Source organism: Pseudoalteromonas sp. SWN166 (assembly GCF_015864485.1).
In the GTDB taxonomy this organism is placed as follows: Bacteria; Pseudomonadota; Gammaproteobacteria; order Enterobacterales; family Alteromonadaceae; genus Pseudoalteromonas.
Genome location: NZ_JADYXB010000011.1, coordinates 23,894 through 37,609, shown reverse-complemented (window position 1 = coordinate 37,609; position 13,716 = coordinate 23,894). Strand labels below are relative to the sequence as shown.

Here is a 13,716-nt window from a genome sequence, read left to right as displayed (position 1 = left end):
TTAAAATTAAAGAATCGTAGATAAGGTTATAAATGACTAAAGCGGCAAAAATAGAGTTTGTGTGTACCGAATGTGGCATGAACTACCCACGTTGGCAGGGTCAATGCCGCTGCGGTGCGTGGAACACATTAGCAGAATTTAAACCTTCAGCAGGGCAAAGTAAAAAAACATCAGTTCGAGCGAATGTAGGCGGGTATGCTGGCGGCGCTGGTGGTGGTTCTAAAAAAATCAATGATATTGCTACATCAGAGGCCGAAAAACAGCTAACTGAAATAGGCGAGCTCGATCGCGTGCTAAGCGGTGGTGTAACTACCGGCTCTGTTAATATAATTTCGGGTGATCCAGGTGCGGGTAAAACCACTCTATTATCTGATTTAGTAGCGAGAATGTCACAGCGTATGCCGTCACTTTACTGTACGGCCGAGGAGTCATTATCGCAGTTTAAAAATAGGGTTAACCGTTTAAAATTAAACTATAACCCTGACGAGCTTTATTTACTTTCAGAAACGAGCGTTGAAACTATTATTGAAGAGCTCGAAAAGAATAAAATTAAGTTTGCTGTCATCGACTCGATTCAAGCCGTTGTAACCGAAACGGCAAATGGTAGCCCAGGCTCGCCTTCGCAAGTAAAAAGTGCCGCTCAAGCATTAACTCAATACTGTAAGCAAAACGATGTAACTATGTTCATTATTGCTCACGTAAATAAAAATAACGAAATAGCGGGCCCGCAAACATTGGTACACATTGTAGATGCACTGTTACATATAGACACCAACGATGGGCAAATTCGTACCCTTAGGGCAAATAAAAACCGCTTTGGCGATATTGATACAGTTGGCATTTTTAAAATGTGCGAACGCGGGATGTTAAGTGTTGATAACCCGAGCGAAATATTCTTATCGGGGTCTACAACTGATTCACCAGGCTCTACAATTACCTGTATCCGTAAAGGTAACCGTAATTTATTACTTGAGATTCAATGTTTAACTACCGAAACTGAGGCTGAGTTTCCGCAGCGTGTTTGTGTTGGTTTAAACATGAATCGCATAAAAATGCTGACCGGTATATTACGCAAACACACTAAAACTAAAATATTTCACGATACTTTTTTTAATATTGTTGGCGGCCTAAGAATTGATGAAACAGAAACGTGTATTGATTTAGCATTGGTTACCGCGCTACTTAGCAGTTTAAATGAGTTTGTTGTACCGCGAACCACTTGTATTATGGGTGAGCTGAGTTTAAACGGTGACGTACGCCCAATCGACAGTGGTGTACCACGTGTTAAAGAAGCCGCTCAGCATGGTTTTACAGAAATATACATTCCATTTCGTAATTATCATAAATCAATGGAAGGGCTTGGCGCTAAAATTACGCCAGTTAAAACAGTACATGAGTTGCTTAGTTTAATTAATTAACACTTACGGGTGTTAATGTGTAATGTTACTCTTAAGAAAACTCGGTTCACACAAAGAATAGAATAAGGAAATAACATGAAAAAGTTAGTAATAGTTGCAGCAATTGTAGCTGCGGGCGTTGGTGGCGTGAGCTATGCAAATTATGTAGCTACACAAGAAGTGCGTGCAGAAGTAGATAAGCAACTTGCTCTAGTAAGCGAGCAAACTGGTGCTACATTTAAATACGCTGGTTTATCGGCAAGTGTTATTTCAAAAAGCGTAGAAATAGTAAACATGGAAGTAATAAGCCCTGAGGGTGACAATGTTGCAAATATTCAAAGCATTGAAATAACTGGTTACGAGCCAGATAAAATATCACCACATACATCGTTTGATGTAAAAAGCTTTCAGTTTGACAAAGATTTTGTTTCAAAATTACCTGCTGACACAAACGAAATGCTAGCGTCAGCAAGTTACGACTTACATTCATCACTTGATTACGATGAAGAGTCTGGCAATAGTGATGTAGTTGTTAAGCTTGATGCAAAAGACATTGTTAGTTTTAACATGGATATGGGCTTGGCTAATTCAAAAGCCTTAATGGATGCCTCATTAGCGATTAGTAAAGCGCAACAAGAAGCGGGTAACCAGCCACTTACTTACGAGCAAGAGTTACAGCAGCAAACACTTGTTATGCAAGCAATGAGTAAGTTAGAGCCACGTAATGTTAGCTTTGTTTTAAATAACCAAGGTAAGCTAAAAGATTTATTATCAAGCGAGCTTGAAAAGCAAGGTATGACGCTTGAGCAGATGGAAGTGACGCTAGAGCAACAGTTGCAACAAGCGCCTGTTACTGAAGACATAGCTGCAGCTTTAACTAGCTTTGCTAAAGGTTTAAATTCATTTAGCGTATCTGCAAAGCTACCTGAAGGCAAAACCATGATGGAAATTAATCAACAAGTTATGATGCTAGTAGGGCAACCTGAAGAGCTAGTTAAGTTTATTAATTTAGAAGTTAAAGGTGATTAAATATCAGTATTTAATCATTTAATAAAGGCGCCAATTGGCGCCTTTATTATTTGTGTTGTTATAAGCTGCTAGTGACTCTGATAGCTAAAGCAATTGGCTTTAATAATATCGGTGATTATTTGTTGGGATGGTTTTATTTTTTCCATTGCTAAAAACTCGTCAGGTTGATGCGCTTGGTTAATTGAGCCAGGGCCCATTACAATTGTTTCACAACCGAGTTGCTGGATAAAAGGAGCTTCAGTACAGTAATTTACCGCGACCGCTTTTTGACCCGCTATTTTTTCAGCCATTTTTACTAAAGCACTGTCAGTACTGCCACTAAATGCAGGAATGGGCTCGTGTAAATCAATAACACTCACAGCGTTAGAGTATTGATCATTAATTTCTTTCGTTGCATCAAGCACTAATGCTTGTAGTTCTTGTACACTTAAACCTGGTAATGGACGCATATCTATGTGCATTTCACAGCAACCACAAATTCTATTCGCGTTATCGCCGCCATGAATATTACCTAAGTTTAAAGTTGGGTAAGGGATTTCGAAGTGGTTTATTGAATACTTATGCTTTAATTGTTCTTTTAAGATCATCAATTTTGTAATCACTTTATGCATTACTTCAATGGCGTTAAGACCACGTTCGGGATCTGAGCTATGGCCAGAGCGACCAACTACTCTTATTGCTGTACTCATATGGCCTTTGTGCATAAATACTGGAGTCATATCAGTAGGTTCGCCTATTATACAGCGTGCAGGTTTTAAATTGGGGTGTTTACATATTTGTTGTGCACCTGCCATTGTTGTTTCTTCGTCAGCAGTGGCGAGTATTAAAATAGGTTGAGTTTGGTATTTTTCATCAAGTTCACTGATCGCTTGCAATACAAAGGCAAAAAAGCCTTTCATATCAATACTTCCTAATCCATACAATTTATTATCGAGTTCGGTAAGTTTAAACGGATTATGATTCCAACGACTGTCATCAAAAGGCACTGTGTCGGTATGACCAGCTAGCATTAGTCCGCCATCACCTTCTCCGCGTTTTGCTAATAAATTATAGCGCCCCTTACCTCCTTCTAATTCTATAATTTCACACGTAAAACCGAGTGTTTTGCACCAACTGGCTAGGAGTTCGATTACATTTTTATTGCTCATACACAGGTTGTCTTCAATAGCACTAATAGAAGGGGCTGCAATCAATTGTTGGTACATGGAAATAAACGAAGGTAAAGGCATAAAAAAATCCAAAATAAGTATTCAATTTAATTGCATAACAATATAAAAGTATTTATGATGAATATCAATTCACTTTTTAAGCATAAATATATTAAAGTAACGCTATGAAAATAATGCGACGATAATCAAAATTCATTAATAAAAAAGACTTAATTAGCGTCTAAGCTAGTTTAAGCGAACATTATAAGTAAGTAGTAACTAATTTTAAGATAACGAGTAACAAATGAATGTAGTGATTATTGGCGCAAGCGGTTATAGCGGCGCAGAGTTAGCAAGTTTAGTTGCTAAGCATCCAAACTTAACTTTAACAGGCTGTTATGTATCTGAGGGTAGCTTAGATAAAAATAAATTACTAAGTGATTTATACCCAGAGCACCTTGGCTTACTAGACTGCCCTTTACTTCCTCTTAGCGTATCAGCTTTTGATGACATTCAAAGTGATGCTGATTACGTATGCTTATGTACCGATCACAAAGTAAGTGTTGATTTAGCACCGCAATTTTTAGCTATGGGTAAGAAGGTATTTGATTTATCAGGTGGCTATCGCCTAGCAAGCAATGACGACTACGTTACTTACTATGGTTTTGAACATCAACATCCAGAGCTTTTAAATGAAGCCGCTTACGGTCTAGCTGAGTGGAACCATGATGCTATAGCTAATGCAAAGCTAATTGCTGTTGCAGGCTGTTACCCAACTGCTGCGCTTAATGCACTTAAACCACTTAAACAAGCCGGCTTATTGAGCAGCGAAAGTATTATTATTAATGCAGTATCGGGTGTTACGGGTGCTGGGCGTAAAGCGAGTGTAGGTACTCACTTTTGTGAAGTATCGCTTACCCCTTATGGTTTGTTTAACCATCGCCACGGTCCTGAAATTGAACAACACCTTGGCCACAAAGTTTTATTTACACCGCATTTAGGTAATTTCCCGCGTGGTATTTTAGAAACTATTTATGTACAGCTTAAGCCAGGCGTTACCAAGGAAAACGTTACAGCGGCTTATCAAGTACTTGCTAACGAGCCATTAATTCGTTTGCTAGGCGATAAAATACCGTCAATTAAAGGTGTAGCTAAGCAGCCATTTGTTGATATTGGTTGGCAACAACAAGGCACACAGTTAATTGTAATGTCTGCTATTGATAACTTATTAAAAGGCGCAGCTGGGCAGGCTTTGCAGTGTATTAATATTTCTATGAATTTAGAGCACACTACCGGCTTAAAAGGAGCGTTTTAAATGAGTAAAAAAACGTGGGTTATTAAACTCGGTGGTGCAGTACTTAATACAGAAAATGCTGCAAAAGCATTGTTTGATGTATTAAATGAGCAAAAAAATGATGAGTTTGTCATCGTTCATGGCGGTGGTTCTTTAGTGGATACATGGCTAAAGCAAGCGGGTTTTGCCAGCGCTAAACATCAAGGTTTACGTATTAGCCCTGCAGAGCAAATGCCTTATATAGTGGGTGCGCTTGCAGGTTGCGCTAATAAACAATTAATGACTCAAGCTATAAGCGCAGGGCATAAACCGGTTGGCTTAAGCCTTTTTGAGGCGGGTGTGACTGCTACTCAAAAATTAAAAGCGCTTTGCCTAGTAGGTAAGTGCAAAAGTAACGACGATTCTATTATTAACGACTTACTTAGAATTGGGCGTTTACCAATAGTTAGCTCTATTGGTTTTGACGAACAAGGTGTGTGGTACAACGTAAATGCAGATGAAGCTGCAGCGGCTATTGCCAGTAATTTAAATGCAGAACTAATTTTTATGACGGATGTAGAAGCGGTACTTGACGCAAATAAACAACCGTTACATCAACTTGACACAAAACACATTGATACTTTAATTACAGATGGAGTAATTGTGGGCGGGATGGAGGTCAAAGTTAAGACCAGCCTTCACGCTGCCCAACATTTACGACGCGGTGTGTATATTTCCAGCTGGCAAAAGCCAGAAAATTTAACAGCTCTGCTGCAAGGCGAGCATGTCGGAACAAAGATTACACCATAGGTTTATTATGTTTGAAAATTTTTTAACGGGTTTAGAGTTAGACCAAGAAGGCGCACTTAATTTATTAAAGTTAGCGCAAGATATAAAAGCAAAGCCAGAAAAATACAGCCAAGTATTAGCAGGCAAATCAATCGTAACGTTATTTGAAAAACAAAGTTTACGTACACGTTTATCGTTTGATATAGGTATAAATCGTTTAGGTGGTCATGCTGTTTATTTAGATCAGCAAAATGGCGCTATGGGTGCACGTGAATCAATTAAAGATTTTGCGCTTAATATTTCTACATGGGCTGATGGTATTGTGGCACGTGTAAATCAGCACAGCACATTGACTACATTAGGCGAGTTTTCATCGGTACCGGTAGTTAATAGCTTGTGTGATTTATATCACCCGTGCCAAGCGCTAGCTGATTTTTTAACGCTTCAAGAAGTACATGGTGATGTGAGCCAACTTAAAGTGGCTTACTTAGGCGAGGGCAATAACGTGACTCATTCATTGATGTTACTTGCCGCTACGCTAGGTACTGATTTTGTTGCTGTAACACCAAAAGGGTGTTCACCAGATTCACAAATACTTAAAAAAGCTGAGCAAATTGCAGCAATGAATGGTGCATCAGTCATGGTAAGTGACCGTGTTGAAGCTGCTGTTGGTGCAAACGTTGTATACGCAGATACCTGGGTATCAATGGGTGATACAACACCACTTGAGCAAGTTAAAGAAAAATACATGCCTTATCAATTAAATCAGGCATTGCTAGATCAAACAGGTGCGACTACGGTATTACATTGCCAACCGGCACACCGTGAATTTGAAATTACCTCTGAGGTAATGGATGGTCCAGCATCTAAAATTATTCAACAAGCAGAGAATCGCATGCATGCGCAAAATGCTCTGCTAGTTACATTACTAAATCCAAATTTTGTTAAGGAACACCTATGAGTTCAATTAAAAAAGTCGTTTTAGCCTATTCTGGTGGTCTTGATACGTCGGCTATCGTGCCATGGTTAAAAGAAAACTACGGCTGTGAAGTAATCGCATTTGTTGCCGATGTAGGTCAAGGCGCTGAAGAACTTGAAGGCGTAGAAGCTAAAGCAATCGCCTCTGGTGCATCTGAATGTTACGTCGTTGACTTAAAAGATGAAATGGTAAGTGACTACATTTACCCAACGCTTAAAACAGGTTCAATTTACGAAGGCACTTATTTATTAGGTACGTCTATGGCGCGCCCAATTATTGCTAAAGCACAAGTTGAAATTGCGCGTAAAGTAGGTGCTGATGCACTTTCTCATGGTTGTACTGGTAAAGGTAACGACCAAGTTCGTTTTGAATCATGTTTTGCGGCCCTTGCACCTGATTTAAAAGTAATTGCGCCATGGCGTGAGTGGGACTTATCAAGCCGTGAGTCATTACTTGACTACTTAGCAGAGCGTGATATTCCGTGTTCGGCGTCAGCTACAAAAATTTATAGCCGTGACGCTAACGCATGGCATATTTCGCATGAAGGTGGCGAGCTTGAAGACCCATGGTGTCAACCGACTGAACAAGTATGGACTTGGACTAACTCTCCAGAGCAAGCACCAGATAAATCAGAACTAGTAACTTTAAAAGTTGTTGAAGGCGAAGTGGTTGCTGTAAATGGCGTAGAGCTTAAACCTTACGATTGTTTGGTTAAATTAAACGATATTGCATCACCTCATGGTGTTGGACGTGTTGATATTGTAGAAAACCGTTTAGTTGGCATGAAGTCGCGCGGTTGTTATGAAACGCCAGGCGGCACCGTAATTATGGCGGCCCTTCAAGCAATTGACGAACTAGTGCTTGATAAAGCAAGCCGTAAATGGAAAGAAGTACTGGGTGGTGAGTTCTCGCATTTAGTATACGACGGCCGTTGGTTTACGCCTCTTAAAGATTCAATTTTAGCCGGTGCTGAAGCACTTTCTAAAATGGCAACAGGTGAAGTGGTACTTAAGCTATACAAAGGCCAAGTAACTGCAGTTCAAAAGCAGTCACCAAATAGCTTATACAGCGAAGCATTCGCTACATTTGGCGAAGACGATGTGTACGACCAATCACACGCTGAAGGCTTTATTCGTTTATTCTCGCTTTCAAGCAGAATTTCAGCACTCGCTAAAAAGTAAATTATTTATAGCCCCTGTAAAAGGGGCACTACAGGGTTTGGAGAGATTTCATGGCATTATGGGGCGGACGTTTTTCTACGGGTCCAGATGAGGCGTTTAAGCAATTTAACGACTCTCTTCCCTTCGATTATCAGCTAGCGGAGCAAGATATTATTGGCTCTGTGGCATGGGCTGGCGCGCTTGAACAAGTAAATGTGTTATCGAATGATGAGCACAAAGAGCTTGTTGCGGCATTATATGAGTTACTTGAAGAAGTAAAAGCTGATCCACTCGCAGTAGCTACTTCCGGCGCAGAGGATATTCATTCACATGTTGAAGCTGCTTTAATCGAAAAAGTAGGTGATTTAGCTAAAAAATTACATACAGGCAGAAGCCGTAATGACCAAGTAGCGACAGACTTTAGATTATGGTGTAGAGATACAGCCGAACATATTTTAAAAGCAATTGAGCAGCTTAAAGGCGAGTTTGTTGCTTTAGCTGAGCGTGAACTGGGTACAATATTACCAGGTTATACGCACTTACAACGTGCTCAGCCAGTATTATTTAGCCATTGGTGTATGGCGTATGTAGAAATGCTAGAGCGTGATGAAAGCCGTTTACAAGATGCAAAAGCACGCATGAACTTTTGTCCACTTGGAAGTGGCGCATTAGCCGGCACAGCTTACCCCATTGATCGCCAAGCACTTGCACAAGGCTTAGGCTTTACTGGCGCTACTAAAAATAGCCTTGATGGCGTATCTGATCGTGACTTTGTTGTAGAGCTATTAAGTTGTGCGTCTATTTCGATGATTCATCTATCACGTATGTCTGAAGATTTAATATTTTACAACTCTGGTGAAGCGGGTTTTATTGAGCTTGCTGATAATGTAACGTCGGGCTCATCGCTCATGCCTCAGAAGAAAAACCCTGATGCACTTGAGCTTATTCGTGGTAAAACCGGGCGTGTGTTTGGTGCGTTTAGCGCGATGATGATGACATTAAAGGCGCTGCCACTTGCCTACAATAAAGATATGCAAGAAGACAAAGAGGGCATATTTGACGCGATGCCAACATGGCTGGCTTGTATTCATATGGCACAAGCCTGTATTAAAGGCGTTAAAGTAAGAGGCGATCGAACTCTTGCTGCTGCTAAAGGTGGCCATGCTAATGCGACAGAACTTGCAGATTACCTTGTTGCTAAAGGCGTACCGTTTAGAGAAGGGCATCATATTGTGGGTGTGCTTGTTCAGCTTGCTATTAGTGAAGGTAAAACACTTGAAGATCTTTCGCTTGCGCAGTACAAATCGGTAAGCGACGTGTTTGAAGACGATGTATATCCGGTACTTGAAATTGACGCCTGTATAAAAGCGCGTCAAGCACTTGGCGGTACATCCATTGAGCAAGTAACGAATGCAATAAAAGAAGCGAAAAAAAAACAGCAAATAACGGTTCGTGATGCCAACTTAGATGATGTTGAATCAATAGCTAAATTGGTTCAGCACTGGGCAACTGTAGGCGAAAACCTACCGCGTGCTAAAAGTGATATGGTGCATTCAATAAATGAGTTTGCTGTAACTGAAATTAACGGCAGAGTAACTGGGTGTGCGTCGTTGTATATATACGACACTGGCCTTGCTGAAATACGCTCATTGGGTATAGACCCACAAAGCGCTGTTTCAGGACAGGGAAGACAGCTAGTTGAGCACTTATTAGTTAAAGCCAAAAAGTTGGCGCTAAATCGGGTAATTGTATTAACACGTGTTCCGGACTTTTTCGAAAAGCAGCGTTTTATATTTTGCTCTAAAGAGAGCCTACCTGAAAAAGTAATGAAAGATTGTGAACTTTGCCTTCGTAAAGAAAATTGTGACGAAGTAGCAATGGAATATATTTTGAAGTTAAGTACACGTGCGGAGATCCTGTGTAAATACGTAGCTTAAAATCCCTGGATATAAAAAACGTACGGTTATCCCTGTGCGTTTTTTTATGTTTGCTGTGAACTGGTCGGATCTGTTTGGATTGATTATATAAGTATGTTTTGAGTGAGTTTTAAGGTGTCAAAAAAAGTTGGCACATTGTTTGCTTTATATAAAGCAGATAGCAAAATAGCTATCATCGCTTAGAACAGGTGATGCATTTATCTACATAATAATGTGGTTAAAAGTTGCACCAAATATAATTAAAACTTTTACAAGGATCAATCACATGCAAGTTTCAGCTAATAGCCAATTACAAATGCAAGCATACAACAAAACACAACAATTAAAGCCTGCAATGGAACAAACTGCTAGCCCTAAAACCCTGCAATCTGATACAGTAAGCATCTCTCAAGAAGCTATGAGTGCTGCGAGTAATGAATTACAGCGTGGTGGAATTATAGTTCCTATAAAACCTAAATAATAAAAGGTTATGAATGCTTTTAACTGAGTTCTTTGGCTTTTTCTCTCTATCGGCCTTTACTATGTGGGGTTTTTTGATGGCCTTCTTTTTTAACGTATTTATTTACTCGATAGGTCTAAAAAGAGAAACAACATTATTACTCAGTTCTTTTATTATGATGGTTTCTTATACTGTATCAGACTATTTTTTTAATTGGTTGTCACTTGAAAGCACCGTTTATCTTGACTGGGCTCTTTATGATTACGCCACGGTTACTGCTTTGTTTTTAGCATACAAACTATTAAAGAAAACGTCACCGTCTATGATGTATATAGCTTTAGGACTAATAATAAATTCAATTTTTAGTTTGCTGATGTACGGTGATATATTTATAAATGAAACGAATGAACCCTGGTTTTTCTGGGATGTTTATACATTCACAGTTAATATCGTTGATTTTATTATGATAGTCGCATTAATTGTTGATAGAGACTTCCTCGGTCTTCATAAATTAAAGAAAAAAATCTTCAGCTACTTCAACTCAAACGATACCCGCAAAGTAATTTAGTTTAGAATGTACTTTACAGGTGCTTTCCTAGATTATGTAAATGCTTTTACACAATGGGGCTTTTTAATGGCCTTTTTGTATTGCTTAGTATCTAGTATCAATACTAAAAATAAATCCCTTCTCATTACATCAACCATAATGTTGTGTTCATATTTTTTGAGTGGATACTTTACTATATTGAATGATCCTTATTTAGATTGGATTTTATATGACTTATTTACCATAGCAGCAATACTTTTTTTTAAAAAAATTGACCTTATTAAATATTGCCCAAGTGCTAATTTTATTCTAATAGGTTTAGCTATTAATAGCCTTCTCGCATCAATAATGCATTACGATCTGTATATTCTTTATCATTTAGATGAGTGGTGGTATTGGAGCTTTTATTCTATTGGGAGTACTTTAATAGATATATTGATGATGCTTTCGCTGATACTGAATAAAAAATTTGTACAAATGTCACCTTTGAAAATTATTACTTTAAATTCCAAAAATATTAAGAATAATGAGTGAACTTATAGTTAGTCCAACAGTATCGTTTTACATTGGAGGGCTTGTACAATGGGGATTCCTTATGGCCTTTTTATACTCCCTTGCTCATTCGATTAATAAGCCTAATAAAGAAAGAGTGTATTTGTCTTTGGTTATGAGTGCTTCATATTCATTTAGTATATTTACAAATATGGATACGGTAACTTATCTAGATTTTTTGTTTTCCGATATTTTAACTCTTCTAGTTATTATTTTCCTTAGACGGCTCTGGCATAATGGTATTACCTACCTATATATTATTACTGGTTTAGCTATAAACTCAGCTTTACATTTCTTCATGCATTACGACATCTATATATTAAATAATACAAATTATTGGTGGCTTTGGAATGCTTACGCAATTGGGATCAACGCTGTGGATTTTATAATGGTAGCTATATTTTTTATAAACAAAGATTTTCTATGTTTGATGAAATTAAAAAATGGTTTGATTACTAGTTTGAAAAGGACGGTTGGTGGCTGATCTACTTTGGAGCCTTGTCGATTTAGGCGATAATATAGGACTACTATTTACTTGGTTCTTTTTAATCTCATTTTTATATAATCTATCAGCAAGTATAAATAAGGCAGATAAAAACCTGCTACAGTTATCACTCATTATGCTGGTTTCTTATACTTCAAGCCTTTTTATGGATCCTCACACTGCGACTCCTCACTTAAATTATTTTTATTTTGATTTTGTTACCATAGGTATATTATTAATTTGGCGAGCTGTATGTAAAAGACCTATCTCTATTGCTTTTGTCTATGTAATTGTTGGTCTATTTATTAATGCGTGTTTGTTCCTGGGTATGCATTACGACATTGTAATCGTTGGCACTCTTTACTATTGGTGGTTTTGGACCATTTACACATTCGGGATGTATTTTGTCGATTTTACTATGGCACTAATACTAATTACCAATAAAGATTTGCTAAAACTTGTCTGGTTAATTAAAAAATTAAAAACATCATCGATACAAAATCCAAATTAGCGCATACGAGTTATGCGCTAATGAAATAAATAGCTACTGGCCGTCACAGCCTAATTTAGTTTTTAGAGCTTTAACTATTACGGGGTCTACAAACTCGCTTACGTCACCATTATGACGAGCTACTTCTTTAACGAGAGTGGATGAAATAAATGAATTTCGCTCTGCGGGTGTTAAAAATACGCTTTCTAAGTCTGGATTTAGACGGCGGTTCATATTGGCTAACTGAAACTCGTAGTCAAAATCAGATACCGCTCTAATGCCACGAATAAGTACATTTGCATTGTGATCGCGTGCAAGGTCTGCCAATAAGCCAGAAAAACCAATTACCTTAACATTATCTAAGTGGCTTAAAATAGTGTTGGCCAGTTCAACTCGTTCTTCAAGGTTAAAGCAGGGCTTTTTACTTGGGTTATTAGCAACCGCAACTAATACGGTATCAAACATTTTAGCAGCACGTTGAATAAGGTCTGTATGCCCATTTGTTAGCGGGTCGAATGTACCAGGATAAATTGCAGTAACTTTCATAATGTTCACTATTTATTATTTTAGCGTTAGTTTAACAGTGTTTGTGATACAAAGCAGCCTAGCTAAAAAGTATGCAAATGTTTGTTTTATTTAAACAGGTCAGTCCATGGTGGGAGTGTTTTAATGACTCATATTTGTTTATACTGCTTAATCTCTTTTGAGTGTAATGTAGCCTATAGATAATTGAGTATTAGCATATGAATACCAAGGATAAAATAATACACACCAGTATTTTGTTGTTTAACGAAAATGGTGAGCGTGCAATATCAACAAACCATATTGCATCAAACTTAGGGATGAGCCCGGGTAACCTTTATTATCACTTTAAAAATAAAGAAGACATTATCCGTCATATTTTTGCGTTGTATCGCGATCATTTAAATACTCACTTTAAACCCATTAATAAAGAAGATGATGCATTTAGTCATTTAACCGCTTACTTAGATTCGTTATTTGAATTGATGTGGCGTTATCATTTTTTTTACGACAACTTAGGCGATATTCTCTCTAGAGACTCAGAGTTAAAACAAGCTTACATTGATTTCCAGCTGGAGTTATTAGAGCAAGTTCGTAAAATTATTTTAGGGCTTCGCGATAGTGAAATGATTGCTATTGATGAACAAGATGTCATTGATTTAGCACATACACTTAAGCTAACCGTTAGTTTTTGGACGCCTTATATTAAAGCCCGTAGGCCAAGCGGTACGCTTGCTGAGCAAGATATCTATCATGGTATTTTAAAAGTGCTCACGTTATTTAGAGCGTACAGTACCGATAAAAGTATCGATAAAATGAATTTGTTGCGAGAAAAATATACCGAATTAGCGCAACAAGCCCCAACTGTCGTTTAGCCGTTGCTCTTTGGCTGTTTCCTAGACGCTGAATTTTTTGCTATAATCGCGCGCCAAATGCCTGGGAGCGCGAATTCCCGCAGTCTAAGAGTGAA

Annotated in this window: 14 protein-coding genes; 12 read left to right on the top strand and 2 right to left on the bottom strand. The window is 38.3% G+C overall.

Features of this window, described 5'->3' with window-relative positions; translation table 11 throughout:
- The first annotated feature begins 32 nt into the window (after nucleotides 1-32).
- Nucleotides 33-1,418: a DNA repair protein RadA gene (gene radA, locus I6F49_RS08785; protein WP_166420897.1), complete on the top strand. Its 1,386-nt coding sequence runs from the start codon at nucleotides 33-35 to the stop codon at nucleotides 1,416-1,418.
- A gap of 75 nt (nucleotides 1,419-1,493) precedes the next feature.
- Complete coding sequence (locus tag I6F49_RS08780) at nucleotides 1,494-2,426, top strand: hypothetical protein (RefSeq protein ID WP_197179868.1); 933 nt, start codon at nucleotides 1,494-1,496, stop codon at nucleotides 2,424-2,426.
- Between the two features lie 68 nt (nucleotides 2,427-2,494).
- On the opposite strand, the gene argE is transcribed toward I6F49_RS08780, so the two are convergent.
- Nucleotides 2,495-3,655 carry an acetylornithine deacetylase gene (gene argE, locus I6F49_RS08775; RefSeq protein ID WP_197179866.1) on the bottom strand — a complete coding sequence of 387 codons (1,161 nt, stop codon included), beginning with the start codon at nucleotides 3,653-3,655 and terminating at the stop codon, nucleotides 2,495-2,497.
- A 223-nt stretch (nucleotides 3,656-3,878) separates the two neighbouring features.
- On the opposite strand from argE, the gene argC reads away from it, so the two are divergent.
- The 9 genes from argC to I6F49_RS08730 all read left to right on the top strand — a co-directional run bounded on the left by argC (nucleotide 3,879) and on the right by I6F49_RS08730 (nucleotide 12,245).
- Nucleotides 3,879-4,889, top strand: coding sequence for an N-acetyl-gamma-glutamyl-phosphate reductase (argC, locus tag I6F49_RS08770; protein ID WP_197179864.1), 1,011 nt, complete (start codon nucleotides 3,879-3,881; stop codon nucleotides 4,887-4,889).
- Nucleotides 4,890-5,657, top strand: a complete 768-nt coding sequence (gene argB / locus I6F49_RS08765; protein WP_197179862.1) for an acetylglutamate kinase — start codon at nucleotides 4,890-4,892, stop codon at nucleotides 5,655-5,657.
- A 7-nt stretch (nucleotides 5,658-5,664) separates the two neighbouring features.
- The gene (locus I6F49_RS08760) at nucleotides 5,665-6,597 is read left to right on the top strand and encodes an ornithine carbamoyltransferase (protein ID WP_197179860.1); all 933 of its coding nucleotides are present in this window, start codon (nucleotides 5,665-5,667) and stop codon (nucleotides 6,595-6,597) included.
- The gene (locus tag I6F49_RS08755; protein WP_197179858.1) at nucleotides 6,594-7,796 is read left to right on the top strand and encodes an argininosuccinate synthase; all 1,203 of its coding nucleotides are present in this window, start codon (nucleotides 6,594-6,596) and stop codon (nucleotides 7,794-7,796) included. The genes I6F49_RS08760 and I6F49_RS08755 overlap by 4 nt, the downstream gene beginning before the upstream one ends.
- Before the next feature lie 50 nt (nucleotides 7,797-7,846).
- Entirely contained in the window at nucleotides 7,847-9,712 is a 1,866-nt protein-coding gene (gene argH / locus I6F49_RS08750; RefSeq protein WP_197179856.1) for an argininosuccinate lyase, read from the top strand.
- Between the two features lie 265 nt (nucleotides 9,713-9,977).
- Nucleotides 9,978-10,172, top strand: a complete 195-nt coding sequence (locus I6F49_RS08745; protein WP_197179854.1) for a hypothetical protein — start codon at nucleotides 9,978-9,980, stop codon at nucleotides 10,170-10,172.
- A gap of 13 nt (nucleotides 10,173-10,185) precedes the next feature.
- Complete coding sequence (locus tag I6F49_RS08740) at nucleotides 10,186-10,719, top strand: hypothetical protein (RefSeq protein WP_197179852.1); 534 nt, start codon at nucleotides 10,186-10,188, stop codon at nucleotides 10,717-10,719.
- A gap of 505 nt (nucleotides 10,720-11,224) precedes the next feature.
- A complete protein-coding gene (locus tag I6F49_RS08735) occupies nucleotides 11,225-11,734 on the top strand; it encodes a hypothetical protein (RefSeq protein WP_197179850.1) in 510 nt (169 codons plus the stop codon).
- Complete coding sequence (locus I6F49_RS08730) at nucleotides 11,727-12,245, top strand: hypothetical protein (RefSeq protein WP_197179848.1); 519 nt, start codon at nucleotides 11,727-11,729, stop codon at nucleotides 12,243-12,245. The genes I6F49_RS08735 and I6F49_RS08730 overlap by 8 nt, the downstream gene beginning before the upstream one ends.
- 33 nt (nucleotides 12,246-12,278) lie before the next feature.
- Here the strand turns inward: I6F49_RS08730 and coaD are convergent, their stop codons facing one another.
- On the bottom strand, nucleotides 12,279-12,770 hold the full coding sequence (coaD, locus tag I6F49_RS08725) for a pantetheine-phosphate adenylyltransferase (protein WP_166420886.1): 492 nt from the start codon (nucleotides 12,768-12,770) through the stop codon (nucleotides 12,279-12,281).
- 197 nt (nucleotides 12,771-12,967) lie between these two features.
- Here coaD and I6F49_RS08720 point away from each other — a divergent pair, with 197 nt between their 5' ends.
- Complete coding sequence (locus tag I6F49_RS08720) at nucleotides 12,968-13,621, top strand: TetR/AcrR family transcriptional regulator (protein ID WP_166420885.1); 654 nt, start codon at nucleotides 12,968-12,970, stop codon at nucleotides 13,619-13,621.
- Nucleotides 13,622-13,716 lie beyond the last annotated feature (95 nt).